The 26517-nt window shown below is 45.5% G+C and carries 25 protein-coding genes and 1 riboswitch; of the genes, 4 read left to right on the forward strand and 21 right to left on the reverse strand.

Annotated elements, in window-relative coordinates:
• Positions 1-66: 66 nt before the first annotated feature.
• The 4 genes from FN782_RS08790 to FN782_RS08805 all read right to left on the reverse strand — a co-directional run bounded on the left by FN782_RS08790 (position 67) and on the right by FN782_RS08805 (position 2922).
• Positions 67-381, reverse strand: coding sequence for a c-type cytochrome (locus FN782_RS08790; protein WP_142505419.1), 315 nt, complete (start codon positions 379-381; stop codon positions 67-69).
• Between the two features lie 151 nt (positions 382-532).
• Positions 533-736, reverse strand: coding sequence for a hypothetical protein (locus FN782_RS08795; protein ID WP_142505420.1), 204 nt, complete (start codon positions 734-736; stop codon positions 533-535).
• Positions 737-880: 144 nt separating this feature from the next.
• Positions 881-1666 (reverse strand): enoyl-CoA hydratase/isomerase family protein, encoded by a 786-nt coding sequence (locus tag FN782_RS08800; RefSeq protein WP_142505421.1) that lies wholly within the window; start codon positions 1664-1666, stop codon positions 881-883.
• A 113-nt stretch (positions 1667-1779) separates the two neighbouring features.
• On the reverse strand, positions 1780-2922 hold the full coding sequence (locus tag FN782_RS08805; protein ID WP_142505422.1) for a conserved virulence factor C family protein: 1143 nt from the start codon (positions 2920-2922) through the stop codon (positions 1780-1782).
• Positions 2923-3109: 187 nt separating this feature from the next.
• Here FN782_RS08805 and FN782_RS08810 point away from each other — a divergent pair, with 187 nt between their 5' ends.
• Positions 3110-3895: a YwqG family protein gene (locus FN782_RS08810; protein ID WP_185956166.1), complete on the forward strand. Its 786-nt coding sequence runs from the start codon at positions 3110-3112 to the stop codon at positions 3893-3895.
• Positions 3896-4766: 871 nt separating this feature from the next.
• On the opposite strand, the gene FN782_RS08815 is transcribed toward FN782_RS08810, so the two are convergent.
• Positions 4767-5159 carry a hypothetical protein gene (locus tag FN782_RS08815; protein ID WP_142505424.1) on the reverse strand — a complete coding sequence of 131 codons (393 nt, stop codon included), beginning with the start codon at positions 5157-5159 and terminating at the stop codon, positions 4767-4769.
• 375 nt (positions 5160-5534) lie between these two features.
• Between FN782_RS08815 and FN782_RS08820 the strand changes: the two genes are divergently transcribed.
• Positions 5535-6404, forward strand: coding sequence for an MBL fold metallo-hydrolase (locus FN782_RS08820; protein ID WP_142505425.1), 870 nt, complete (start codon positions 5535-5537; stop codon positions 6402-6404).
• Between the two features lie 200 nt (positions 6405-6604).
• Here the strand turns inward: FN782_RS08820 and FN782_RS08825 are convergent, their stop codons facing one another.
• The 11 genes from FN782_RS08825 to FN782_RS08875 all read right to left on the reverse strand — a co-directional run bounded on the left by FN782_RS08825 (position 6605) and on the right by FN782_RS08875 (position 19552).
• The gene (locus tag FN782_RS08825; RefSeq protein ID WP_185956167.1) at positions 6605-7033 is read right to left on the reverse strand and encodes a hypothetical protein; all 429 of its coding nucleotides are present in this window, start codon (positions 7031-7033) and stop codon (positions 6605-6607) included.
• A 134-nt stretch (positions 7034-7167) separates the two neighbouring features.
• A protein-coding gene (gene prfB, locus FN782_RS08830; protein ID WP_142505427.1) for a peptide chain release factor 2 occupies positions 7168-8281 on the reverse strand; the annotation gives its coding sequence in 2 pieces (ribosomal slippage) (positions 7168-8208 and positions 8210-8281; 1113 coding nt in all).
• Between the two features lie 81 nt (positions 8282-8362).
• On the reverse strand, positions 8363-10903 hold the full coding sequence (gene secA, locus FN782_RS08835; RefSeq protein WP_142505428.1) for a preprotein translocase subunit SecA: 2541 nt from the start codon (positions 10901-10903) through the stop codon (positions 8363-8365).
• A gap of 269 nt (positions 10904-11172) precedes the next feature.
• Entirely contained in the window at positions 11173-11730 is a 558-nt protein-coding gene (gene hpf / locus FN782_RS08840; protein ID WP_142505429.1) for a ribosome hibernation-promoting factor, HPF/YfiA family, read from the reverse strand.
• Positions 11731-11912: 182 nt separating this feature from the next.
• Positions 11913-12116 (reverse strand): cold-shock protein, encoded by a 204-nt coding sequence (locus FN782_RS08845; protein WP_221930173.1) that lies wholly within the window; start codon positions 12114-12116, stop codon positions 11913-11915.
• Between the two features lie 319 nt (positions 12117-12435).
• The gene (locus FN782_RS08850) at positions 12436-12708 is read right to left on the reverse strand and encodes an HU family DNA-binding protein (protein ID WP_142505431.1); all 273 of its coding nucleotides are present in this window, start codon (positions 12706-12708) and stop codon (positions 12436-12438) included.
• A gap of 189 nt (positions 12709-12897) precedes the next feature.
• A complete protein-coding gene (locus FN782_RS08855; RefSeq protein WP_185956168.1) occupies positions 12898-13602 on the reverse strand; it encodes a ComF family protein in 705 nt (234 codons plus the stop codon).
• Positions 13603-13607: 5 nt separating this feature from the next.
• A complete protein-coding gene (locus FN782_RS08860) occupies positions 13608-15248 on the reverse strand; it encodes a DEAD/DEAH box helicase (RefSeq protein ID WP_142505433.1) in 1641 nt (546 codons plus the stop codon).
• 60 nt (positions 15249-15308) lie between these two features.
• Positions 15309-15704, reverse strand: coding sequence for a glycosyltransferase family protein (locus FN782_RS08865; RefSeq protein ID WP_142505434.1), 396 nt, complete (start codon positions 15702-15704; stop codon positions 15309-15311).
• A gap of 198 nt (positions 15705-15902) precedes the next feature.
• A complete protein-coding gene (metK, locus tag FN782_RS08870) occupies positions 15903-17099 on the reverse strand; it encodes a methionine adenosyltransferase (RefSeq protein ID WP_142505435.1) in 1197 nt (398 codons plus the stop codon).
• Positions 17100-17272: 173 nt separating this feature from the next.
• Positions 17273-19552 carry a S8 family peptidase gene (locus tag FN782_RS08875; protein ID WP_142505436.1) on the reverse strand — a complete coding sequence of 760 codons (2280 nt, stop codon included), beginning with the start codon at positions 19550-19552 and terminating at the stop codon, positions 17273-17275.
• 110 nt (positions 19553-19662) lie between these two features.
• Here FN782_RS08875 and FN782_RS08880 point away from each other — a divergent pair, with 110 nt between their 5' ends.
• Positions 19663-20607: an LCP family protein gene (locus FN782_RS08880; protein WP_185956169.1), complete on the forward strand. Its 945-nt coding sequence runs from the start codon at positions 19663-19665 to the stop codon at positions 20605-20607.
• Positions 20608-20859: 252 nt separating this feature from the next.
• Entirely contained in the window at positions 20860-21492 is a 633-nt protein-coding gene (locus tag FN782_RS08885) for a YigZ family protein (RefSeq protein WP_142505583.1), read from the forward strand.
• 81 nt (positions 21493-21573) lie between these two features.
• On the opposite strand, the gene FN782_RS08890 is transcribed toward FN782_RS08885, so the two are convergent.
• The 5 genes from FN782_RS08890 to FN782_RS08910 form a co-directional block, all read right to left on the reverse strand.
• Positions 21574-22371, reverse strand: coding sequence for a MetQ/NlpA family ABC transporter substrate-binding protein (locus FN782_RS08890; RefSeq protein WP_142505438.1), 798 nt, complete (start codon positions 22369-22371; stop codon positions 21574-21576).
• A 24-nt stretch (positions 22372-22395) separates the two neighbouring features.
• Positions 22396-23052, reverse strand: coding sequence for a methionine ABC transporter permease (locus FN782_RS08895; protein ID WP_142505584.1), 657 nt, complete (start codon positions 23050-23052; stop codon positions 22396-22398).
• Positions 23045-24043, reverse strand: a complete 999-nt coding sequence (locus FN782_RS08900) for a methionine ABC transporter ATP-binding protein (protein ID WP_142505439.1) — start codon at positions 24041-24043, stop codon at positions 23045-23047. Before FN782_RS08900 ends, FN782_RS08895 begins: the two co-directional genes overlap by 8 nt.
• Positions 24044-24132: 89 nt before the next feature.
• A riboswitch (SAM riboswitch) is annotated at positions 24133-24245 on the reverse strand.
• Positions 24246-24675: 430 nt separating this feature from the next.
• Positions 24676-25323, reverse strand: a complete 648-nt coding sequence (locus FN782_RS08905) for a sugar transferase (protein ID WP_142505440.1) — start codon at positions 25321-25323, stop codon at positions 24676-24678.
• Positions 25324-25502: 179 nt separating this feature from the next.
• Positions 25503-26435 (reverse strand): SDR family oxidoreductase, encoded by a 933-nt coding sequence (locus FN782_RS08910; RefSeq protein ID WP_142505441.1) that lies wholly within the window; start codon positions 26433-26435, stop codon positions 25503-25505.
• Between the last annotated feature and the right edge of the window lie 82 nt (positions 26436-26517).

The raw sequence follows: 26517 nt of genomic DNA on the forward strand, positions 1-26517 counted from the left end.
AGCATTTTCATTGAACAAGTATTATGTCTGCCACAGTATTGCCTATGAACATCAGGCAACACCTGTTCACTTCTTCTCAGCTAACCAAGACGCCAACTTATCCCGCTGTTCGTCAGACAACCGCTTTTGGGCCGGCATCTGCCCCTTCCCGTTCGCTAAAATCTGTTCAATTTCTGACTGGGAGTATTTTTCGCCTACCTTCTCCAGCGACGGACCGGCCGTTCCTTCCAGGTTTCGACCGTGGCAACCCGCACAGTTGTTGCTGTACAGTGTTTTGGGTGAGGCCTCCTCCGTCTCTCCTTTCGGCGGTTCATCCTGAGGTGCACATGCGGCAAGGAGAAGAAGTCCGACCCCAACCGAGATCCCCCACTTCCAGTTCATCAGCCATCCCTCCTCATGGGTAACGTCTCGATCAGACCCGCTTCCTGGCAAGTCCAAACGGTTCCTTGCACTCTCTGACCGAGACTTCGTAACTCAAATCACCCTCTTGCAAGAAGATGGCCCCATTGGCACATCCGCTTGTCAACGGGCTCTAGGACTCCTTTTCCGAAACACCTTCTCTGTGTTCATCTTCCTCATCGTCATCCATATGATAGGGTTTACTAAATGCCCTTTCCAATTCTTCAACTTCCTGTCCCCGTTTGCGAGATACCATAAAATAAGTACCAATCATTGCAAGCAAAATGACTCCCAAACTGATCCAAACCACAGACGGAATCTGTTGTATCCATTCCATATGCTATTCCTCCACTCATATAAGAATAGGAAATTTTACACTCCAAAATATAACGCACCAAACCGACAGAAACCACCCGCCGCTTCCATACACGGCGGGCTCTCAACACTGGTACAACCATTTTTCACAAATTAGAAAAAATGATTATTTCCCCTGAAAGGAGGCTGAACGCTTTTCTAGGAATGCATCCATTCCTTCCAAACGATCCTCTGTGTCAAATACCACTCCAAAGTAGGAGGCCTCCAAACGCAATCCCATTGACAGATCCGCTTCCACACCTTGATTCACTGCCTTCTTAATATAATTCATGGCGATCGGCGCTTGCTTTGACATTTTTTGGGCCAGTTGTTTTGCCTCGTCCAACAATTGATCATGAGGGACCACTTTTTGAACAATTCCCAGCTGATATGCTTTTTCGGCGGAGATCATTTCTCCGGTCAAAGCATAATATTTAGCTGTCGTTTTACCTACAAGACGGGTGAGTCGCTGGGTTCCGCCATATCCAGGAAGAACGCCCAGGGTCACTTCAGGCAAACCAAAACGAGCTTTGTCAGAGGCAAGAAGGATATCCCCGCTCAACGCCAGTTCAAATCCTCCGCCCAACGCAAACCCGTTAACAGCCATGATCACCGGGAGTGAGAGCTCTTCCAACCGTGAGAACAACTGCTGTCCCTGTGTTGCCAACCGTTCCGCTTCACTGGAAGAGGGGAGCTGTCGCAACTCTTTAATATCTGCTCCAGCCACAAATGCTTTTTCACCGGAACCGGTTACAATTAATACACGCAGATCTGCTGAAGACTCTACCTCATCCAGTGCTTGTTCCAACTCATTCAATGTTTCCTGATCTAATGCGTTCAGAACTTCTGGGCGCTGGATGGTTAAAAGACCCCACTTGCCGTTTTGATCCAGCCGGACGTTATTCCACTTCATTGTTTCTCCTCCCTATGCAATGGTTAGGCAGGTAGTCATACACTTTGTGTGGATTGGACCCGTCCATTTATTCGACACAAATAAGAAAACTCCTCTATCTGCACCACAATCCGTTAAAAATCACTGTCCCCTTCGTTTCGGCGGGTCATCTGTTTCCATACGGAACCACTCGCCTCTTCTCCACGCTCAATCCGCTCCAGAGCCATTTTAACCTGCATACTCACTTCAAATTCTGGATCCGCTTGAGCTTCACGTAACGCTGGCAATGCGGACTCATCCCCTGTTTCATATAAAAACATGGCCGCCCGCCAACGAACCAGTTTGCTTTTATCTTTTAGTGATTCAATCATCGGTCCAATCGCATCCGGGTCCCCGATATCCGAAAGGCAATCCCCAGCCGTTCGACGAACTGTAACAGATGGGTCTTTTAATGCCCGGTACAGGCTCGGCAAAACCTTTGCATCACCGATCATTCCCAGGTAAGCGGTTGCCAATCGACGAATCATCGGTTTTGGATCATTTAACGCCTTATCCAACACATCCAGGTCATCCAGAGTGGGGTTCATCTGTTCCAGAAGAGCATAACGTTTTTTCCAGTCCGGATGGTCCAACATATCCAAGGTTACCTTCATCTTGGGCCTTCTTTCAGGCGCCGGTGAATCTGATTCCTGGAGAAGAGCTTGTTGAACCAAATTCTCCAAACGCTTTGGATCATAGGAGGCACTGATTTCTTCTGTCACCTCTTGGCCCAACTCGTCCAACTCTCCATATCGGACCCCCAGTTCTTCCCAGCGACGTTCCATCACCATATTGGGAGAAGCCTTCTGGGCTTCCATAACCGCTTCAGAAAATCGTTCTGGCAGAGCCACACGCTTTTCCTCATCATCGCGGGAGAGTTTCAATTGGATGGGAATCCCCCGAAAGGTTTGCAAATAAACCTTGACTTCTCCAAACGCTTCTGTTGAAATGGAATCCACCGGCTGGCGATGGTTGTGTTCGTTTTCATCCAGCCCAAAAACTTCCCTTACCCCGGAGAGAATCTCTTTCCAATCCGCACGGGGATTTCGCTCAACAGATATAAAATCCGCCACACGGAATACACTTTTCACCCCTTCAATTTGCAGCAGTTGACGGATGATTTCAGGGGCATCCTCTAAATGATCCGGAGTATAAGTCTTCGCTTGGGTAGCTTTCTCGTCTATATTTAGTTTCATGGTATTGGGACTGGGGGTTGGTTCGATTGAATGGAGTTTCATCCATGACCCCTCCTTCGGGATTTCATACCGTCGACTAATCGGATTCTATCACAACTCCTTCACTCTTTCACCCAGTTCCATATCCTATATTTAAGTAACTGTACCATTTCCGGATGAAATCCTCTTGAAGGTTCTTTTTTTCTCAACGGAGAACCGTTTTCAAGCAATCAAAAAAAGGGGGATGACGATGGCCAAAACGATGGAAGACAAGATTAAACAGATGCTAAAGGAACAGGGATTGTCTGAAATGGAAGAGGAAGTGATTCGTACATTGGTACCCTGTCTCATCCTGCACACGGAAGAGCAGGGAGCTGTTCCAGTGGGAACGTCCAAGTTTGGGGGCACTCCGGACCTGCCTTCGGATTGGGGCTACCCTTTAACAATGGGAAAACCGCTTCCCTTTATCGCTCAATACAACTTATCGGAGTTGGGGAAAGCAGACGCCATGCATCCTCTGCCCGATCGGGGCATGCTCTATTTTTTTGCAGCGGTGGATGACCTTCTTTGGGGTGCGTCTTCCGATCAGATCCATTGCGAAATACTCTATGCCGACGTTCAACCTGAAGCGCTGGTCCCAACTCCATTTCCCGAAGATCTCCCGCGAGAAGTCCGTTTTCCGGAGCGGCAGATCCATTTTCGCCTGGAGCAGTCCCTGCCCAATGTAGAAAACCCAAGCGATATGGAAGAAATCTGGTTTGACCTGATGGATCAGCTGTATGAGCTGGAAGAACGGGATGATGGGTACCATCAAGCCTTTGGAGAACCCCTGTCCTTAACAGAAGATATTTTTGATATCTGCCGAAGACATACAGGAAAAAAATCCGATGAATGGGTGCTCCTTCTTCAAATGGATACGGAAGCAGACGATGAAGAGGCGGAATGGGGAGACCTGGGAATGCTCTACTTCTGTATCACACAAGAGGACCTGTTGAAAGGAAACTTCCACGAAGCTTGCTTGGTGGTACAAAAATAGGTCATGACAGGAATGCAATTCATATCGGGCATTCCCCACACCGATCCCTTCAGCAAATAGGGGACTGGTTCTCACCTTTCCCCTCCCCAGACAGGAGTAAATAACACAAAGAAACCGTCCAAGGATCAGGACGGTTTTACAAACCCTCTTATCGGAACCAATCTATTCCCTGTTCTTATTTCAAGATATTGCATTAATCCCCATTCCCTCTCCTTCCTTTGGAGCTTGTTAGGCAATGGTTTGGTTCCAAACAGCATACTCTTCTTAAAACTACCTTAAACGCTTATTTCTTTTCCATTTTAATAAGATGAAATATATCCATCCAATCAAGTGAACAATTAACGTAATAAAGATTAGTATGAAGTAAACCATAATCTCTTCTTGTCCCATTGTTTTAATGATATTAGGTACAATAAAAAAACCTGTGTCAATAATAATCATCCAATTAGGAATGGTCCATATACGAGGGGTATTAGGTTTCCATATGGATATGATTTTAATGCTAACGAGGTTTAATGTTAATAATGACAAGAATATTATTGGGATCGAATCGAAATGTAGGGAGTCTATCATATAAAAAAACATAAATCTCTTCCTGATTTTTCTTTAAATACCAAATTTTATATTGATTTACTATTTTCATTCCATACACTTGAATTGAAAATAACTCGCATATTTATGAAAGGTATTAACATAAGGTCCTCCCATATGGAACCACTCCACCTTACTTCATAGCATTTACTAATCACCGTTTTTCCGATTATATGAGCGTATGGTGCCCCGTTGCTGATGAGCTATATCTGGGGACTATGACACAATAATCACCATTTCGTACCAGCAGTTTAGCTTAAAACATAAACCATTGAACTTATCAATAGATTAATTTAATTAGTCTCTCAGAGTATTCAGCGCCAAGCACATATGTATCGGAATGTCCGATAAATTTTACGATGATTTCATTTTTTCCATTCTTTGATAAACGCAAACCTCGATCAGTACCATCAGTCAACACTAATTTCATATCATAATCAAATTGTTTTACTTCTTCCTTCTGCTTATTGGCATTTTTCACTAAAATTTTAAAGGCATCAATCTCTTCGTCCTTAGTAAATTTTTTATTGAAATTTTCATTCAAACCTGTTCCCTCAAACTCAGAGATATATACCTCCTTTATATTTTTTGTTTTTTCAGGCATTTTTTCTGTATTTTGACACCCTCCTAATACAATTATAAACAATAATGATAAAAAGATAAATTTTCTCATATGATCATAACTCCTTTTTGTAAATATATTGAAATCACGTATACGTTTATGTGAAAAAAGGATAAACGTTCAAGCATTATCCCTTTTCGTTAAAGTTGAAAGCAGTTGAAATGAGATTGGAGGGCATTACCAAACGGGAGATAGCTGAAAAATTGGGGATTCATAATGTGAACCGCTTGAAGGTCTGGCTTCACCCAAAAAGGAGACTGAAAATGAATTTGGCGGTTATCTGGTTCCCTCACCTTCTGGTAATCCCCACACCTCCTTTCACTCTAAAAACAAATCTCCATCATTCACCCACATAAGTGTTAAGCAAGATGCGCATGATTTATAAGGGAGGCAATAGTGAATTTCTCAAAAAAGTGGTGAATGTTTATGGAGAATAACATCCATAAAGAGATGAAGGATTCGATGGATCAGCAATACATGCCGATGACTTCTTTGACAAGCGGGATGGGGCGGGAGGTAACGCCTGATTTATACTGTTATACGAACCAGATTGTAAATTTGTGTTTTGTGGGGCTTCCAGAGAAGACAAATGAGTGGATTTTGGTCGATACAGGTATGCCTGAATCAGCAGGTCGTATTCTTGGTGTTGTGGAAGAACGTTTCGGTGAAAACAGTAAACCCAAAGCGATTGTCCTTACACACGGACATTTTGACCATGTTGGAGCCGTTGTTGATTTAGTGAAAAAATGGCGGGTTCCGGTTTATGCCCATGAAGCGGAACTGCCTTTTTTAACTGGCAAGTCAAGTTATCCGGAGCCTGACGGGTCCGTTGAAGGCGGACTGGTGGCCAAGATCTCCCCACTGTTTCCAAATGAACCGGTCGATTTGGGAAACAACGTAGAGGCGCTTCCAGCTGATGGGAGTATCCCTTATATGCCCGGATGGCGCTGGATTCATACACCAGGTCATACACCCGGACACATATCGCTATTCAGGGATGAAGACCGCTCCCTCATAGCAGGAGACGCATTTGTCACCGTTAAACAAGAATCTCTTTATAAGGTGATAACACAAGAAAAAGAAATCAACGGTCCACCAAGGTACCTGACGACCGATTGGGATGCGGCCGAGGAGTCCGTTAAAAAATTGGAGGCGTTAAAACCGGCTGTAGCAGTAACCGGTCACGGACATCCGATGTCCGGTGAAGAGCTTTCCAAAGGGCTGCAAATATTGGTGAACGAATTTGATCGCATCGCCATTCCGGATTATGGACGCTATGTCAATCGCAAACACTGATGTGACTCTGCCCTCCAGCAGGCCTGTGAGATCCATTTCGGACTTCAGGATTTACTGCGAGGATGAAAGGCTCAGATGATACAGCGACTTAGAAAGCTGATTTTTCCCACACAGGAAAAATCGCTTGGTTTACTTCATTTGTTATTCCATGAAACCCGACTTTTCAATGCAATGCACCCATTTTTCCTGTTGATAAACCGTTAATAATATAATTTTCCCGTCACCTTTGCCTTCTTTCCTCCTTTGAGAAAATAGATCATCACATGATATTTCCCGGTCCCCAATTGGGACAGCGGGATGGATGCTTTCCTTCGCTTTTCCACCTGGATCTGACGCCGTTTTACTGGATGGTATTGGGGGTCGAACACTTCAACCATCAATTTTCCCAAATCATCATCAGGATCAATCAACAATTCAAGGCGGTTATCCCGATCTCCATCAAAATAAAATGCCTTCCCGGACCGCAATGCCTCACTTTTCCCTTCCATATGCCAGATATTGGCCGCAAATTCCCAACAACGTTGATCCCCAGGACAGGGGTTCTCCGAATCAATATACAGGCTTAAAGCATGTAAAGGAGTAAGCAGGATACCAGAAAAGAGAAGAAGTGTCTGCATCCATTGAATCATCGCTATCAAATCCTTTTTCATCGGACATTCCGGTTTGATTTTTCTTCAGTTTTCCCTCCCACTTCCCCTTTCATGAGGAAACATCCTCATTTACTTGATATAAAAAAGCTGCCGAATGATCGGCAGCCTTGATCTTACTGCTCTCCCACATTTATCTGTAGGCGAAGGTATGCTTCGATAAAAGCATCCAATTCACCATCCACCACGGATTGAACATTGCCCACTTCCACATTGGTCCGGTGGTCTTTTACCATACTGTAGGGGTGAAACACATAGGAACGAATTTGGCTTCCCCAACCGATTTCCGATTGTTCCCCTTGAATCTGGGCCAGTTCTTTCTTTTTCTCTTCCATCTGCCGTTCGATGAGACGAGCTTTTAAGATCTTCATGGCACGTTCCCGGTTTTTAATCTGGGATCGTTCCGATTGACAGGTTACCACGATATTGGTCGGAAGGTGGGTGATTCGAACCGCAGAGTCCGTTGTGTTCACATGTTGCCCTCCGGCACCGCTGGAGCGGTAGGTGTCAATCTTTAAGTCCTCCGTCCGGATTTCAATGCTTACATCATCTTCAATCTCCGGCATCACATTGGCGGAAACAAAGGATGTGTGTCGACGGCCGGAGGCATCAAAAGGAGAGATTCGCACTAATCGGTGAACCCCTTTTTCCGCTTTCAGGTAACCATAGGCATTATGTCCTTTGATCAAAAGCGTAACGCTTTTCACCCCTGCTTCATCTCCCGGCAGATAATCCAGGGTCTCCACTTTATAACCCCGCCGTTCCGCCCACCGGGTATACATTCGAAGCAGGATCTGCGCCCAGTCCTGGGATTCCGTTCCACCCGCACCCGGATGAAGTTCCAGAATGGCATTGTTTTTGTCGTAGGGCTCATTCAAAAGCAGCGCCAACTCAAAGGTATCCAGCTTCTGCCTCAGCTCTTTCAGCCCATCAACCGCTTCAGGAAGCATGGACTCATCATTTTCCTCGGCAATCAAGTCGACGATCACCTGAATATCTTCCTGGGCTTCCTCCAATTCTTTCAAGCCCTCTACCAACCCTTTGAGGCGATTATTTTCATCGATCACCTTCTGGGCATTTTCCTGGTCATTCCAAAAATCAGGATCGGTCATTTGCTGTTCCAATTCCTGAATGCGTTTCTCCTTTTGAGGGAGGTCAAAGAGACCCCCTGATATCCGCCAAACGATTGGCTGTTTTGTCCAGTTCCTGACGAATTTCACTCAACTGCATCTTCCACTTCTCCTTCACTGAATATTAAGCTCCACCAGACAGGATATCACAGTTCAGCGCATCCGTGCATCACGGATTCTCTCACCCTGTCCGGGCTGATTGAGCACAACAATGCTTGTATTTTTTGCCGCTTCCACAAGGACACGGTTCATTGCGACCCACTTTTTCCGCTTTTCGTACAGGCTTTCGTTTTTCTTCCTGTTCGGAATGTGGGGACCCGCCGGAAGAAGCGGTTTGATTGGTGGCCACTTCTTCCCGTTCAATCTCTTCTTCCTCATCCAGCTCTGACTTCATCACTAAGCGAACGACTTCTTCCTGAATCTCATGAACCATCTCGTGGAACATTTCAAACCCTTCAAATTGATACTCCCGCAAAGGATCTGTCTGACCGTAAGCACGCAGATGAATACCCTGGCGCAATTGATCCATGGCATCGATATGATCCATCCATTTTCGATCCACTGTGCGCAGAATCACGACTTTGGAGAATTCATCCAACCGCTCGGTTCCAATTTCTTTTTCCCGTGCTTCCAGATGCTCTTTCAATTTGCTGTAAAGAAGATCCACAATCTGTTCCCGGTCCAGACCTTTCAAGTCCTCTTCGCTGATTTCCCCTTCTTTGGCAAAAGAGGCCTGAGCCAACTCCACCACAGGCTCCAGGATCCAGTCTTCCGGCACCTCTTCTTCCGGGGTATGAGCTTCCACTACCCGTTCAATCATCTGTTTCCCCATATCCAAGACAAGGTCCCTGAGGTTTTCTCCGTTCAGCACCTGTAACCGTTGCTTATAGATAATCTCCCGTTGTTGGTTGAGAACATCATCGTACTGTAATACCCAGCGACGGGCATCAAAATTGTTCCCTTCCACCCGTTTTTGCGCATTGGCCACAGAATAGGTAAACATCCGTCCTTCGATGGGCGTATCTTCATCAAATCCCATGCTTTCCAAGCGGTTTTGAATCTGTTCTGGAACAAAGCGGCGCATCAATTCGTCCTCAAAAGAAAGATAAAACTGTGAAGAACCAGGATCTCCCTGACGACCCGACCGTCCCCGAAGCTGGTTATCAATTCGACGGCTCTCATGCCGCTCCGTACCGATGACATGAAGCCCTCCCAATTCAGCCACTCCGTCTTCAAGAACAATGTCCGTTCCGCGACCTGCCATATTGGTGGCAATGGTCACTGCTCCGCGTTTTCCAGCTTGGGCGATAATCTCCGCTTCACGGGCATGGTTTTTGGCATTAAGCACTTGGTGTGGAATTCCACGTTTTTTCAGAAGGCGGGATAGTTTTTCTGACATCTCAATGGAAACTGTTCCAACCAGAATCGGTTGACCGGTAGCATGACGCTTCGCAATTTCCTCCACAACCGCTTGCAATTTGGCTTTTTCCGTTTTATACAGTACATCGGAGAGATCTTTGCGAATCATTGGTTTATGGGTGGGAATCTGAACCACACCCATCCCATAAATCTTCCGAAATTCTTCTTCCTCTGTTTTGGCGGTTCCGGTCATACCCGCCAGCTTATCATACATGCGAAAATAATTTTGCAATGTAATCGTGGCTAATGTCATGCTCTCCCGCTGTACTTGAAGCCCTTCTTTCGCTTCAATTGCCTGGTGCAATCCATCACTGTATCTCCGCCCATGCATCAGTCGGCCGGTAAAATCATCAACGATGACCACACCGTCTTCATTTACCACATAATCCTCATCCCGTTTCATAATGACATGTGCTTTCAAGGCTTGTTGGATATGGTGGTTGATGGAGATATTTTTGGCATCATAAAGGTTGTCAATTCCCATAAAGGACTCGACCCGATCCACGCCTTCTTCCGTCAGCGTAACACTTTTCGTTTTGATATCCACCGTATAATGCTCTTCCGGTTTCAGCCTGCGGATCGCTTTATCCGCCGCATAGTAAAGGTCTGTTGCCTTGTTCGCCTGTCCGCTGATAATCAGAGGCGTTCGGGCTTCGTCGATCAAAATGCTGTCTACTTCATCAATCAAGGCATAGTTCAGCTTTCGCTGAACAACCTGTTCCGGATAGAGAACCATGTTGTCACGCAGATAATCAAACCCAAACTCATTATTGGTTCCAAAGGTGATGTCCGCCTGATAAGCCTCCCGTTTCTCTTCCGGGTCCATGCCTGGCAGATTGAGTCCGACCGTTAGACCGAGAAATTCAAAAACCTGCCCCATCCATTCCCGGTCGCGTCGTGCCAGATAATCGTTCACAGTCACAATATGGACACCTTTGCCGGACAAGGCGTTCAGATAAGCCGGAAGGGTGGACACCAGGGTTTTCCCTTCCCCGGTCTTCATCTCCGCGATATCTCCCTGATGCAGAACAATCCCGCCCACTAACTGTACATAGAAGTGGCGCATCTTCAAAACCCGTTTGGCCGCTTCTCGAACAACCGCAAACGCTTCCGGAAGCAGATCATCCAGTTCTTCCCCTTCCGCCAGACGCCGACGAAATTCCTCTGTTTTTCCTGTCAACTCTTGATCGGAAAGCGCGGAGATTTCCGACTCAAGCGACTCAATGTGATCCGCGATTTTGTAACACTTCTTCAATTCCCGCTCATTTGAATCAGGCAATATCTTTTTCAAAAGCTTTAACATCAGCTTTCATCCCTTTCTCACACTGCACATGGTCAAGCTCATCTTATATAAACAGACAGATTCAACGCAAAGTTCCATGAAAAGGTACTATTTATTAGTTTAACAAAAAATCCCCCTCTTTTTCACGCTTTCACAGAAGCTTTACAGCCAATTACTCAAACAACATTTCAACGTTGAAAGAATAGGAACCTGCAAGGTAACTTCATTCTTCCATAAAAAAGGCAGCCTTATGGCTGCCTGAGATCTGAGCAAATAAGTGATGATCCGCTTTACTCCGGTTCGATCAATCCATAGCGGCCATCTTTTCTTTTGTAAACCACATTGACCTGATCTGTGGCGGCATTTGAAAAGACGTAAAAGTTATGTCCCAGTAAATCCATTTGCAGAATGGCCTCGTCCATGTCCATCGGTTTAAAGTCAAAGCGCTTGGTACGAACCACTTCAAATTCACTTTCATCCTCTGTCTGTTCCTCTTCTAACAAATCGCGGGACTTCCCATTTTCCATATTGCGGATCGTCCCGTCCTGGCGAAATTTACGGTTTACCTTTGTCTTATACTTTCTGATTTGGCGCTCAAGCTTTTCCACGACCCGGTCGATGGAAGCATACATATCTCCTGTCGCTTCTTCAGCACGGATCAGCAATTCGGGGAAGGGAACCGTCACCTCCACTTTGTGTTCATCACGGAACACACTGAGAGATACATGGGCAGGTGTTACAGGTGATGTGGCTTCAAAATACTTCTCCAGACGGCTGAGTTTCTTAACCACATAGTCCCGGAGTGCCTCAGTCACATCGATGTTGTTCCCTCGAATATTGTACTTCATTGAGCAAATCCCCCTTTGCGCCTTCTAATGTATGTATTCCCGTTTCGTTTGAATAATTCCTTCTCTTTTTTGTCTATTCTTTTAAAGAAAATCATTCCATATAAACTGCTGTAAACTTCAATCAAAAATTAAAAACCCTTCCGGACTGATGTCCGAAAGGGGGCGATTTCATTGTTATAGAGTCAGACCTGTTTGATTACGTTCGCAGCCTGCGGTCCACGCGGCCCTTCCACGATTTCAAACTCGACGGCTTGACCTTCGTCCAATGATTTAAATCCTTCTTCCTGAATTGCGGAGTAATGAACGAATACGTCGTCCCCGCCTTCACGCTCAATGAAACCGTAACCTTTTTCCGCATTGAACCACTTGACTTTGCCTTGCATAATAACAATCCCTTCATAAATTGATCCACATGAAATACCAGAAGGGTGTTCCATGTAGATCCATATTAGCACTGCTCCATACAAAAAGTCAAGCGAAATCCGCAAGTAAATAAAACAAAAGCTTTATGCTGAAAAATGTCTATTTATGCTATTGAATAATACTTTCACACTAATAAAATATACAACCAAATACTTATCCACAGAGTTATCCACATTATCCACAAGCTATTCTATAATTAAGCAATTTCACATTCATTTGTGATTTCAGGGAACAAAAAAAGGGGACGTTTCCCCTTTGTATCACTTTACAGATTGGCTGAAGTTATTTAACCGATTCTTTCAGTTGTTTTCCCGGTTTAAAAGCCGGGGTCTTACTGGCTTCAATCTGGATGGGTTCCCCCGTCTGTGGATTGCGTCCAGTTCGGGCAGCCCGTTCCCGTACTTCAAAATGACCAAAACCAATCAGAGAGACCTTTTCCCCTTTTTGCAGGGATTCGGAAATCGTTTCCAAAACAGCATCGACGACTTGACCTGATTCCTTTTTGGTCTTACCTGTTGATTCCGCCACTCGTTCAATCAACTGAGCTTTATTCACGGTGAAGACACTTCCTTTCTATTACTTGAAGCTGGATATAAAGTAGATCTCTATTTCTCTTTGTTTCCCATATATTGGGGTTTTATACCCTGTTTTCAATATAAAATCTAGTAAATCAATATGGGAATAAAATCTTCCTGCAAAGCAAAGACCGCTAGAAATGGGGTGGAATAACGTTTCTATTTCTTGTTACCGGGCAAACGTGAGAGAAAAGACTTGTTTGGCTCCCGCCTCTTTTAGCATCCGGGCACACTCCAACAATGTTGTACCCGTTGTGTAGACATCATCCACCACCAGCCAACTATCTGTAAGCTTGATCCGATAGGCATTTTTTACCTGAAACGATCCCTGAAGAGCAGCGATTCTTTCCCGTCGGCTACTTTGGCTTTGCGGTGGAGTTGGAAATATTTTGTCCAATGTCGAAACCAGAGGGCGGTGCAACTGTTGGGCTACTTGATGGGCCAACCGTTCCGATTGGTTAAATCCTCTCTCCTTCCATTTTTCAGGATGAAGGGGGACATACGTCACCCCATTCACTCGAATCCCCGTTTCATAAAAACGCTCTGCCATCATCTCGGCCAGAGGAACAGCCAGTCGCTCCCGCCCCCGGTACTTCAAAAGGCGGATCAGCTGTTTGGGATAGAAAGTATAACGAAGAACAGCCACATTGCATTGAAGAATCCCCTCTGGATGTTGACGACAATCTCCACAAAGCTGTACCCTTCCCATCTGACGTCCACAAAGAGGACAACATGGGCCCGAAATGGGAGAGAGTCGTAAACAGCAGGATGGACAAATCCGCTCCCAAACGCCTGCCCATGAAACGTTCCGATGGGGGTGATCACACAGACAACAGAACTCTTTTGCCTGAAAAAGAACTTCCCACCACTTCATCCTTTTCACCCCCCAATGAGTGTTCCTCTTTGCTTTGCAATCCGATTGGATTGTTTGATTTCCTTTACGGCCCGTTTTTGCGCTTCCGTCCATACGGATGAAAAAAAGCCTACATCCCCCTTCTGGTAGGAAGCGGATCGACCCACTTTCCCAGCCATTCGCACTAGGATGCCAGTGGAGAAAACCGGATGATCTGCACCGACCACCGCAACATGACATCGGGGAACCGTGACCCCCTTTGCCAGATGCGGAGTCATCACGATTAAGCGTGTCCATCCAGATAAAAACCGCTCCATTTTTTGATCTCTCGTTTCATCCTGATGAATGAAAGCATCACATTTCTCTTTTAAATCCGGAAACCGACACTGAATCCAATAAAGGAAAGATTCCGTATCCACTGTTCGGGGAACAAACACCAAAGCTTGTCCCTGTTTTTGCTTCACACGCTTTATAAAGGACTCCAAATACGGAATGGATCGACCTTTGGCGACCTTTCTCCAAAGGGCCCATACCCTATAAACCTTGGGCACGGGTAGGGGATACCCATGAAATCGGGATGCAATTCTAATCATTTCCCCATTACGTTGGATATTTCTTTTCCATGCATTGGATGGGGTTACCGTTAGAATGATTTGTTTTCCCTGTGGGTGCATCGCACGCCGAATCCCATATCTCCAGACTGAGTTCTCCAACACCGATTCCAAATCGGCTTCATCGATGATTACCAAGTGAAAACATGTATAAAACCGGGATGCCTGTTGAATGGTCGCTGTGATCAGATTTGCGTCTGTCCCTCCTTTACCTAACTCTCCAGAAATCGTTCCTACTGAAACGTTTGGAAAGGCCTGACTCAATCTTTCTCCCACACTGATCGCCTTTTCCTTATAAGGAAACACCCATAACACTCGCTCCCCTCTGTTCAAAACATGACGGATCACCAAAAACATGATTTCCGTTTTTCCCGATCCCGGTACGGCATGGATCAGCATTCTCTTCTCCTGTCCTTCTAACCACTTTAAACACATTGTTGCAGCTTCCTGTTGCGATACGGACATTCCGGGAAGGTTCATCTTCATATCTTCCCTCAATACCTTTCCGGGCAAGGGATGGATCAGAAAAAAAGGGGTGCAGGATCGATTTTTTCCCAAGATGACACATCGGTCACACCAAGCACATTCTCCTTCACAACGAGCGCAAGAACCGGTTATGATCGAATGGACCCCGCTTCCACACCGATAACACTTCCATCTGACTGCCGGCCCTTTGGCAACCACCCCTGGATAAATGGAAGCTCTCCCTGTCAGATACAGCCATTGTAAACCCATGGCTACCTTTTCTTCCGTCATGGATTCATCTTTTTCTTTCATGTATATCCATTGCAAAACCTCATCCCAGATGAGTGCCCGTCCACCAAGATGTTTCATCAAGGTTACAGCAAGCTTCTCGATTGATTCGGCATCTTCTCCCTGAATACGGTCATCCACTTTAGGAATGGCTGGTGGATCGGGATATACTGCTTGTCCAACAGACGAGTAACGCTCACCTGGACATATATGAAGTTTCTTCATTCCCCAAAAAATCTGATCCGCTTTTATGGATAAAGAAATAAATTTCTTTCCTAAAACATGATATGTATAAAAAAACAATGCGTTCCCGCCCCCTTTTCATAATAAACCCCTCCTGGTTGAGAGGGGTGTTCCCAAAATTTAGTTTCTGAGATCCAGTACCAAAGCACCAATGTGTTCAGTTTTCGAGGGTTGGATCTCTTTTAATTCATCCATTCCATTCTTTCTTGACTTAAAATTCGGACGAATACGGATGAAGGGATACTTTCTTTGTAATTGTTGCAGGATCACGTCCGTATCATCTGACGACCCGGAATCAAAACAAATGACCTCAGAAGGTCTACCGGCGATATACTGTTGAAAGATATACGATCGGATAACCCATTCCACACAACTCTGACTGTTATGGGTCAAAAGGATCAGCTGGGAGGCATGCTTGGACGAACCCAAAGGAAAACGGAAGATTTTTGAGATAAGAGTCGACAAAATCCGGATGACCGCAAACAGCACCATTCCTGCCAGCAGCCACTGTTCCATTGCTTTTGTCCCCCTTTCTCCCAGCATATGCACCAGAATCATTGGGGGTTCAATACCATCGATTGGAAAGCGGATCTGACATGTTTTAGTGAGTTACATCATTTCACACACATTCCCTCTTTATTTCTATGAATGGAAATAAAATCCTTCATCGGAAACAAAAAAGACCACTCTAAAGTGGTCTAGTTAAATATGATCCTATTCAATCATTTCCTTTTTCAAGAGATCAGCTTTATCTGTTTTTTCCCAAGGAAGATCCAGATCCATACGGCCGAAATGCCCATAAGCTGCCGTCTCTTTATAAATGGGGCGACGAAGGTCCAATTCCCGGATAATACCAGCCGGACGTAAATCAAAATGTTTTCGAATCAGACCAACCAGATCCTCTTCCTTCACCCGGCCTGTCCCAAACGTATCAATCCGGATGGAGACCGGCTGCGCCACTCCAATCGCATATGCCAGCTGAACTTCACACTTATCAGCCAGACCGGCAGCTACAATGTTTTTGGCTACATAGCGGGCCGCATAAGCACCAGATCGGTCCACCTTGGTTGGATCTTTTCCGGAAAAAGCACCCCCGCCATGACGGGCATACCCTCCATAGGTATCAACAATAATTTTACGTCCCGTCAAACCAGCGTCTCCCATCGGTCCTCCAATAACAAATCGCCCTGTGGGATTTATATAATAGATCGTCCGATCATCCAGCATTTCTTCGGGAACAACAGGTTCGATCACATGTTTTTGTATATCTGTTTGAATCTGATCTAGTGACACATCTTCGGAATGCTGTGTGGAAACAACAATCGTATCAATCCGAACCGGACGATTTTCATCATACTCCACTGTCACCTGGGTCTTTCCGTCTGGACGAAGGTAATCCAAGGTACCATTGGTTCGCACTTCATTCAGACGACGTGCCAGTCGGTGGGCCAAAGAGATGGGCAAAGGCATCAATTCCGGAGTCTCGTTACTCGCAAAACCAAACATCAGCCCTTGGTCTCCTGCACCAATCGCATCGATTTCTTCTTCCGTCATTTTCCCTTCCCGTTTTTCCAATGCTTCATTCACACCGGCTGCGATATCGGGAGACTGTTCATCAATGGAAGTAAGCACAGCACATGTATCTGCATCAAAACCGTATTTTGCACGGGTATATCCAATACTTCGAATCGTATCCCGAACAATTTTGGGGATATCCACATAACAGGTAGTGGAAATTTCACCGGACACCAAAACCAATCCTGTAGTGACAGATGTTTCGCAGGCTACACGGGCATTGGGGTCTTTCGAAAGGATTTCATCCAACACAGCATCAGAAATCTGATCACAAATTTTATCTGGATGGCCGGCGGTCACCGATTCCGATGTAAACAACGTAGGTCGTGAGTTCAATGCGGGTCCTCCTTTAACTACTGAATCATATCCGTTATAAGAAAAGGCTCAGGAGTCATTGGCGTTTTGCTATGTAAAACACCACCCACCGATTCCGGAAAACCTCTTCTTTTCGTGTCATAAAAAAATCATATCAAGGATACATGAAAAGGTGTGGAAAGACAACCTTTCTATTACCTGAAAAACCCAACCTGGTACTCCTTTCCGAGATCAGCTGAAGACCCTTGTATACGAATAAAATAGGTGCCAACATTTAAATCTTGGGAGATTGTCGCACTTCTGTTTCCTTTAGAAAGCTCTAATTTTTCCATGACATTCATATTTTTGTCATAAAGTAAGAGTGTGCTCCCCTCTCCACCCTTTGGTATTTGGAACCGAAGATTGGTTTTCGTTTTTTGCTCGATATCCATCTGATACCAGTCCAAATCATACCCTCCTCCAAATCTCCCTTTTTTACTCTGTCCGTATTTCATCATTTCCGCCGTTTCGGAGGTGTCGTTGGGTTCATAAGAGTCTCCGTCATTCGGTTGGTACTGAACAACAAGGATATAAGGGTCCTGCACGGAATTCGTACCATAATCTGTCACCCGAACGTAGATACTGCCAGATTCCACTTTTAATCCGTACTTTTCACTTTTCCCTTCCGCTTCCTCATCCACCTTCTTTCCTTTCCAGGACCCCTCCCGCTGTATATAGAGCACCGGATCACCGCGAGGACTCCACACATTCAACTCCAGGTTCAACCTTCCCGCTTCTGGAATATCCAGACGATACCAATCATTGTCTCGCTTTTTGTGAAAGGTTCCTTTCAGTGAATTGTAGCCCGGATTTACTTTGACACTGTAAGCATTCCATTGATGATCATTTTCTTCCTGTTCATCAGCTTCTTGCCGAAATTGATTTTTTAGTGTGTATTTCCAGGAAGAATCTGTATCATGGGATAAGCATGCGACCACCTGGCTCCGCGAGAGCGTCAGCCGAACATGCTCTGCTTCCCTTCCACGGTATTGAACCTCTTTTTTCCCCTCAATAAATACTTCCAACGTCACATCTTTCATTCCTTCTTTTTTCCCTGTCAGCGAAAACGTCAGGGTTCCGGGATAAGAAGTATTTAATTGATAACAATCCTGATCAGCTCTTCCATCCAATACTCCTTCATACATCTGGTCAAGTGAAAAAGGCATAGCTGTTTCTCTTGTATTGTTCGGTTCAAATATATCTGGTAAAGGCTCTTCCGTAATCGCTGCATGTACATTAATCATGCCAAAGCCATAAAACTGATTCCAACGATCGCCCGTTTTCAGCTGAGCCGTTTGACGAATTAAATTTCGGACTTCAGCCGGACTCAGTTCCGGTTGACGTTGGAGAATCAAAGCGGCCAAAGCTCCCACTTGCGGTGCAGCAAACGAGGTTCCGGAATCTTTTGCGTACTTTCCTTCCGGAACTGCAGCCCAGATTCCCTCCCCAGGAGCCACCACATCGATACCTGATCCAATATTGGAGGTGGGAACCACTTTCCCGTCCGGACCCACAGAACCAACTCCAAGCACCGTTGGAAATGCAGCAGGATAATAAAGGGGACTGTTGTAGACAATGTGTCCCTCATTGCTGATCCGTGCATTACCCGCGGCACCGACCACTGTTACGCCTTTTTCTTCAGCGAACTGAATCGCATCCTCCATCGTTTCTGAATACGTCCAGCTCCCTTGTGCCAAAACAATGACATCCGCCTTTTCTCGAACCGCAGCGCGTATTCCTTCTGCTGTGAAATACACATCGCCGTCAGAACCATCTTCCATCACTTTGACGGGCATAATACGCAGACTGGATTCTTCCCAATCATCTGTTTTCTTCCAGCCGCTCCAAACCTCGGCAATCACTCCGGCAACATGGGTCCCATGTCCCATTCGATCCTCCGGCGGTAGAGAGGGATCTTTAAGATTCACCCCTTGCATCAGATAAGGCTGCAATGCCGGATGATCCAAGTCCACTCCTGTATCAACAACAGCGACAATGATGGATTCCTTCCGTTTTGGCAGTCGTACCTTTTCCCAAGCCTTGCTCGCCGCAATGCGATCCAGATAATATCTTTTATCCAGATGATCCCCAGTCGCTTCGTCCCGTGCCTCCACTTTATATTTTTGATTGGGATGAATAAACTCCACATCTTCATTCGCCGACCAATATTCCAACCACTTTTCCTCTTCCACACTCGCTTCCAGACGAATGAGCATTCTGACTCCCCCGCCTTCCTCCCTCGTCCGATGAAGGATTTGAACCGTTTGAAGGAAAGCCGGGTCCACTTCGTTATTTTTCCATTTGACAACCCATTCCTTTTCCGCTTTCCCTTTTCCGCCCTTCACCACTTCCGTGTAACCTCCCTCTTTTACACCCTGGCAACCGGAAAGAAAAAGCAACAAAAGGATTAATGTCCACCAACTTATTATCCGCATTGTTCGAATCCCCGCCCTGTCAGCCTGTTATATCAAGCTTAACATGAAACCGCATGGAATGGGATACGAGAACCATAATAACAAATGGAAACGAAAGAAAGGAGATCAAAATGGGAAAAACAAAGCAACCATTCCTGATCATTTTGATCCTGGCTATAGGCGTACTCAGTCTTTTTATCTTAATAAAATCGACAAAAGACCCTTCCCTAAGTCAGTCACCCTCTTCCCAAAGCCCTTCAGAGTCAATCGCACCAAAACCGAAACAAGAGAATCAATCAACCATGCGCTCCCAAATTCCTTCTCCAGTTAAAGACCCAGTCAGCCTGCTATTGATTGGAGTGGATCGAAGAAGAGGAGATGTGGGCCGTGCCGATGCCCTCATGGTCATCACCCTGAATCCTGAGCAAAAAACAGCAAACGTGCTAAATATCCCTAGGGATACAAAAACCCGTCTGGTTCTGGGAAAAAAAACGGCCCGGAATGATAAAATCAATCATGCCTACTCACTTGGTAATGGAACTTCAACCACCGTTCAAACGGTGGAAAAATATCTTGATATCCCAATCCATCATTACATAAAAGTGGATTTTACCGGATTTCGCTCGTTGATCAATCTATTTGGAGGAGTGGATGTACACGTAAAGAACAGTTTCTCCTACCAGGGACATCATTTCCAAAAGGGATCTCAAACGTTGAACGGCTCCCAAGCCCTTGCCTATGTGCGGGATCGTACAGGCGGAAGTGATTATGACCGTCATTTCCGACAACAACAGGTATTAAACAGCCTTTTAGAAAAAGGAACCCATTGGTCAACGCTTCTTAAGCTGAATGACTTATTTCACGTGATACAGAAACATACGGAAACCAATCTCTCTTTGAATCAAGCTTGGAAGCTACTTCGTACATTCCGTGAAATTCCAACTAAAAACCGAACCACGTTGCACCTTACTGGATATGACCAATGGCAACCCCGATATTTTTTAATTGTGCCGGAATCTGAACGCCTTCGGATCCGTCGCATTCTGCGGAAGCATATGGAGTTGCCCCCATACTGAGACTTGTGACTGGTATTTTTTCTTGTAAGAGCTCCATTGGGAATAGTATGATTGAAATACGGTTTCTTTCAAGGAATCTGGTGCAACCCTACAACATCATCAAGACAAACGAACAGTAATACAACCTCTTAAATACCTCAACAAAACGGGAGACAAAGCGTAAATCGGCATCCCTGAAGGGCTGCCTTTCTTTATGGATTGGAACGAATCAATCCGAATCATATCCGGATTTGGGAGGCGGGCACGTTGAAGTTGCCGACTGTTTATTCCACCGTTAAAGAATACAAAGAAACGGAAATCCTCATTCAAAAATCTCGTTTCATTACTTATGTCAACCGGGTTGAATCAGAAAAGGAAGCGGTTCGTTTCATTCAAAATATTTCCCGGAGACACTGGGATGCGACTCATAATTGCTATGCCTATCAAGTGATGGATGGCCAAATCGCCCAAAAATCCTCCGATGACGGAGAGCCTGCAGGAACAGCGGGACGTCCCATTCTGGAAGTGCTTAAAAACAGGGATCTGATTAATACAGTTATAGTGGTAACCCGTTACTTTGGAGGGATCAAGCTTGGAGCCGGAGGACTGATCCGGGCTTACAGCCAATCGGCTTCCACTGGTTTGGATGCCGCTGGGATTCTAGACTGGGTTCTTCACCGCATGATACGGATCACCGTGAATTACTCGGCCATGGGAAAGGTGGAATATGAACTCCGTTCCATGAATGTTGACATGGAGCAACCAAAATTCTCGGATAAAGTGCACTTTACCGTATGGGTACCCGATGGAAAAGAGTCGACGGTCACAGAGATGGTGGCGGAACAGACCGGGGGCCGCGGTGAAGTCATCCTGGGTCAGAAAGAATACCGTCCCATCCCTCGATAGTGACTGGAATCAAACGCCTCTATACGCAGTATCAAGCGCATAGAGGCGTTTGATTATTAAAACATGTAAAGATGGACAAGGTTAAAATGCCGGAACAACTGCACCTTTATATTTCTCTTCAATAAACTTCTTGATTTTGGGAGAATGAAGTGCTTTCGCCAGTTCCTTCACTCTTTTATCATTTTCATTCCCCTCTTTCACAGCCAACACATTCACATAAGGAGAATCTTTTCCTTCAATAAAGAGGGCATCCTTGACCGGATTCAGATCCGCCTGTAACGCATAGTTGGTGTTAATGACCGCGAGATCCACCTCACCCAAAAACCGGGGCAGTGCTGCCGATTCCAGTGTTTTAAACTTCAGGTTCTTGGGATTTTCCTTGATATTCTTCAGCTTTTTGTCCCCTTTGCGGTTATCCAGTTCAATGAGACCTTCTTTGTCCAGCAATAGGAGTACTCGTGTCATCTCACTGGTCGCATTGGGAATAGCGACTGTGGCTCCTTTTTTCAGTTCTGAGATCTTCTTTATTTTTTTGGAATAGGCACCCATCGGTTCAATGTGAACCCCTGTCACCTTTTTCAGATGCCAACCCCGTTCTTCATTCGTCGCTTTCATCCAAGGGACATGCTGGAAGAAATTCGCATCCAGTTCCCCTTCCTCCACCGCTTTGTTCGGAGTTACATAGTCTTGTAAAACGACGATCTCCAATTGAATCCCTTTTTTCTTCAGTTCAGGCTTCACTTGTTCCAGGATTTCAGCGTGCGGAACTTGTGTAGCTCCTACCTCCAAAACCTGCTCCTCATCTTTGTCCCCCCCACAGGCGGTAAGGACCGTAATCAAAGAGAGCGCCAATCCAAGCAAAACAAACTTTTTCCACATCACTTTCTCCTCCTGTCCATTCATTTATCGTTTATCAAGCTGCCGGGAAAACCAATCACCAATCCATTGAACAAGTTGTACCATCATGACCAGCAATACCCCACAGGTTACCAACATTCCATCATTGAAGGACTGAAACCCAAAACGGAAGGCTGCATCTCCAAGACCCCCTCCACCTACAACACCAGCCATTGCAGAGAAACTGATCAAGGTGACACAGGTAACAGTTAGTCCGGAAATCAATGCGGATGTCGCTTCTGGCAATAACACATTCACAACGACTTGGAAGCGGGTGGACCCCATGGAACGGGCAGCCTCAACCACCCCTTTATCCACTTCCCGCAAAGCCGTTTCCACAATCCGGGCGTAGAACGGAGCTGCCCCGGCAATTAACGGAATGGTTGCCGCAGTCGGTCCAAGGCTGGTTCCCACCAAAAATTTTGCCAAAGGAAATAAAAACAATACCAGTATAATGAAGGGAACTGCGCGAAAAATATTTACAACCGTGGCAACCGCCTTCTGGACCCAATGTTTTTCCCAAATTTGTCCTGTATCCGTCACTACCAGCAGAATCCCCAAAGGCACTCCAAACAAAGCTGTAAAGAACGTAGAGATTCCAACCATATAGGCCGTTTCCCCAGTGGCTTGCCAAATCGTGGCCCAGTCGATTTCATTAAACATGGACATTCACCTCCAAATCCGCCTCCTCATGCAAAGAATCCAAAAGCTGTTCTACATCTTCCCGCTTCCCGTCAATCAGGAAGGTCATACCACCATCCGCTTTAAGCTCTCTCTCGGAAACGCTCACTTTTACCCGGCCACTTTGAACAGCGGGACCAATTTTCGCCCATACATCCTGCATTTCATCAGGGCTGCAATGGAACCTCGTTTTTTCCGTTGATTGAACCGGGAAGTCGGAAGATTGCATCCATTCGGTTTGTTGTACAAATTGTTTCGTTACAGAATGTTTTGGATTCCCAAATACGCTTTTCACCTCCCCTCTTTCAACGATCTGTCCACCTTCCATGACAGCCACCCTGTGACAGATCGCCTGAACAACCGACATTTCATGGGTGATCAGTAACAGAGTGATTCCAGTCTCTCGATTGATTTCCCGCAATAAGTCGAGAATCGAGGAGGTTGTCTCCGGGTCCAGAGCCGATGTTGCTTCGTCACACAACAAGACCTTGGGATCATTCGCCAAAGCTCTGGCAATTCCCACCCGTTGCTTTTGTCCTCCGGAAAGCTGCGAAGGATAAGCCTGTGCCCGATCGGAAAGTCCCACTTGCTCAAGTAGAGCATCCACCTTTCGACGAATGGTTTCTTTTGGCTTTTTCGCCATCTCAAGGGGAAAAGCTACATTTTTCCAAACAGTCCGGGATTGAAGTAGATTAAAATGTTGGAAGATCATCCCAATCTTTTGACGGGCATAACGGAGTTCCTTTTCAGCCAGCTGGGATATTTCCTGTCCATCCACCCGAACAGTTCCGTTTGTTGGAGTTTCCAATCCGTTGACCAAGCGCAGCAATGTGCTTTTTCCCGCCCCACTGCGTCCAATGATCCCAAAAATCTCTCCCTGCGCAACATGAAGATCCACGTTTTGCAAAGCCTTGACCGGTTGATTCCCCTTCTGGGAAGGAAAGGTTTTACTGATCCCCTTCAGCTCAATCATGTTGTCAACCTCCATCTGTTTTCACGTCCAAATATAAAAAATCCCTTCTACCAGATGTAGAAAGGATCGTTTTTGTCACCGAACCCTTTCTCTCATCTGCCAGGAACATTTATCCTGCAGGAATTGGCACCATCACCACAAAAACACTGCGGTTGGTTGCCGGGCTTCATCGGGCCAGTCCCTCCACCTCTCTGGATAAGAGAAAAGAACTATTTCAAATTGTATAGATCAGATAGTAACATGCTCTCTTGCTTCCGTCAACTTGAAAAAATAAGGAAGCCAGAGGAAGTCCCATTTCTGAAGGAGGATGTCAATCCTTTTGGACACTTTACTTGACATTACATTTCCATTACAAATAGACCATCATGCACTATTTAGAAGGTAAATGCCTTATAATATAGTTAACAAGCGGTATCGGGAGGTGGCTCAAATGAACTATCCAGTCGTCGGCAAGTCTTTCTGGTTTGGCATTTTTAATGCAGCGCTTTTGAGCATCCCCTTGTGGCTCCTCTTTTATTATTCCCTTCGCTTTCTGTTCTGAAAACAATCCAATTGCACATCAACCATTCATTTGATTCAGCAACCAAACGCACAGAAAAAAGGATTGCACATTGGCAACCCTTTTGTATTATTTATCTGGCTCCGCTTCCTGAAAGAACGACCCAGACCGTCCGTATGAGAATTTTCATGTCCAAAGCAAACGATTGGTTGCGGATATAAAACATATCCAACTGAAACTTTTCTTTGGGAGTGGATTCATATCCACCATTCACCTGAGCCCATCCGGTCAAACCCGGTTTCACCATCAATCGTTGTTTAAAGCCTGGGATCTGCCCAGCAAATTTTTCCGTAAACACATAACGCTCCGGTCGAGGACCGATTAAGCTCATGTCCCCCCGCAATACGTTAATCAGTTGGGGCACTTCATCGATCCGAGTCTTGCGTATAAACTTCCCAACACGGGTTACACGAGGGTCGTTTTTGGATGCCCATTGCGGCCCGTTCTTTTCCGCATCCATACGCATAGAACGTAATTTGATAATGTGAAAACGCCGACCTTGCAGTCCCAAACGTTCTTGCGTATAGAAAGCCGGACCTTTGGATTCCAGCCGAATCATCACCACGGTCAAAATCAAAACGGGAGATATGAAGAGCAAGAGAGCAATGGAAAAAACGACTTCAAAGACTCTTTTACAAAAAGGGTATATGCCGACTGTATATGGCGAACCCTCGGTCCGCGCTTGCGAATCGCTTTCATAAGCTACCGCTTTGGAACGCATCCGCAAACCACTCCTGCCATCATTAGATTCCACTCAATTTAAGTATCTATAAGGAAATGTTACAAGAACATTACAGGCAATCTTCCGTTCAAGCTGTCAACCTGATACAAAGTATACTTCAGATGCCCAAGTTTTACAATACATCTTAGCGTTTATTTTACACAAACTTTACATGTATATTACAAGCAAACTCCATCCATCTTCTTCCGGCAATATTCCATCGTCCAGCGCAGACCTTCCTCCAGCTCAGTACAGGGTGACCAACCAAGAACTGTTTTGGCTCGGTCCACACAGAAACAGCTGAATCGAATATCTCCCGAACGTTCAAGCGCATGTTTCACTTCCACTTTTCCACCGTATATTTCCCCCATCACCTTGACCAAGTCATTCAGCGAAGTGCTCACACCGGTTCCCAGATTCAAGGTTTCTCCATCTCCATGTTCAAGCGCAGCAATATTGGCACGGGCAATATCTTCAACATAGATATAATCCCGTGTCTGCTCCCCATCACCGAAGATTGTCAACGGCTGGTTGCGCAATAAACGATCGATGAATATAGAGATGACGGCACCCTCACCATGAGCAACCTGACGAATCCCATAGACATTGGCATAGCGGAGAATCGTATAGGATAACCCATACAATTCAGCATAGACTTTTATATAAGTTTCGGGGGTCAGTTTGGAAATACCATACGGGGACAAGGGAGAAATCGGATGGTCTTCATCGATTGGAAGATATTCAGGATTTCCATACACCGCTGCTGAAGAAGCATAGATAATTTTCTTGACTCCATGACAACGACAAGCTTCCAGGAGGCGAATCGTTCCCAGAATATTGGTCTGGGCGTCCATCATTGGGTTTTCGACGGATTGGGTAACTTGGGATTGTGCCGCTTGGTGAATCACTACATCCGGCTTTTCCTCCCGAAATACCCAATCAATTGCCTCATCTTGAACGTTCATACGGTAAAAAGGAATGCCATCTTTGAGATGGGTTTCTTCCCCCGTTGAAAGATTATCCAGCACAATCGGCTGATTTCCGTTCTCTAACAATTGGTCCACAATATGTGATCCAATAAATCCTGCTCCTCCTGTTACTAATACTTTCATAGCCAAACCCCTTCTCTCACTCAATCCAATGCTTTTTCATGATACCATTTTATCTTTTGCGATGATCAACAGCCTTTTATTT

The sequence above is a fragment of the Melghirimyces algeriensis genome, assembly GCF_900182565.1.
GTDB classification, from domain to species: domain Bacteria; phylum Bacillota; class Bacilli; order Thermoactinomycetales; family DSM-45169; genus Melghirimyces; species Melghirimyces algeriensis.

Bases quoted from the DNA above. Each gene is read 5' to 3' on its own strand.
- FN782_RS08820 (WP_142505425.1), top strand. From the start codon at position 5,535: ATGGAGAATAACATCCATAAAGAGATGAAGGATTCGATGGATCAGCAA.
- FN782_RS08800 (WP_142505421.1), bottom strand. From the start codon at position 1,666: ATGAAGTGGAATAACGTCCGGCTGGATCAAAACGGCAAGTGGGGTCTT.
- FN782_RS08825 (WP_185956167.1), bottom strand. From the start codon at position 7,033: ATGATTCAATGGATGCAGACACTTCTTCTCTTTTCTGGTATCCTGCTT.
- FN782_RS08880 (WP_185956169.1), top strand. From the start codon at position 19,663: ATGGGAAAAACAAAGCAACCATTCCTGATCATTTTGATCCTGGCTATA.
- FN782_RS08805 (WP_142505422.1), bottom strand. From the start codon at position 2,922: ATGAAACTCCATTCAATCGAACCAACCCCCAGTCCCAATACCATGAAA.
- FN782_RS08875 (WP_142505436.1), bottom strand. From the start codon at position 19,552: ATGCGGATAATAAGTTGGTGGACATTAATCCTTTTGTTGCTTTTTCTT.
- FN782_RS08905 (WP_142505440.1), bottom strand. From the start codon at position 25,323: ATGCGTTCCAAAGCGGTAGCTTATGAAAGCGATTCGCAAGCGCGGACC.
- hpf (WP_142505429.1), bottom strand. From the start codon at position 11,730: ATGAAGTACAATATTCGAGGGAACAACATCGATGTGACTGAGGCACTC.
- FN782_RS08895 (WP_142505584.1), bottom strand. From the start codon at position 23,052: ATGTTTAATGAAATCGACTGGGCCACGATTTGGCAAGCCACTGGGGAA.
- FN782_RS08810 (WP_185956166.1), top strand. From the start codon at position 3,110: ATGGCCAAAACGATGGAAGACAAGATTAAACAGATGCTAAAGGAACAG.
- FN782_RS08900 (WP_142505439.1), bottom strand. From the start codon at position 24,043: ATGATTGAGCTGAAGGGGATCAGTAAAACCTTTCCTTCCCAGAAGGGG.
- FN782_RS08790 (WP_142505419.1), bottom strand. From the start codon at position 381: ATGAACTGGAAGTGGGGGATCTCGGTTGGGGTCGGACTTCTTCTCCTT.
- FN782_RS08855 (WP_185956168.1), bottom strand. From the start codon at position 13,602: ATGAAGTGGTGGGAAGTTCTTTTTCAGGCAAAAGAGTTCTGTTGTCTG.
- FN782_RS08890 (WP_142505438.1), bottom strand. From the start codon at position 22,371: ATGTGGAAAAAGTTTGTTTTGCTTGGATTGGCGCTCTCTTTGATTACG.
- FN782_RS08795 (WP_142505420.1), bottom strand. From the start codon at position 736: ATGGAATGGATACAACAGATTCCGTCTGTGGTTTGGATCAGTTTGGGA.
- secA (WP_142505428.1), bottom strand. From the start codon at position 10,903: ATGTTAAAGCTTTTGAAAAAGATATTGCCTGATTCAAATGAGCGGGAA.
- FN782_RS08815 (WP_142505424.1), bottom strand. From the start codon at position 5,159: ATGAGAAAATTTATCTTTTTATCATTATTGTTTATAATTGTATTAGGA.
- FN782_RS08910 (WP_142505441.1), bottom strand. From the start codon at position 26,435: ATGAAAGTATTAGTAACAGGAGGAGCAGGATTTATTGGATCACATATT.
- FN782_RS08865 (WP_142505434.1), bottom strand. From the start codon at position 15,704: ATGGAACAGTGGCTGCTGGCAGGAATGGTGCTGTTTGCGGTCATCCGG.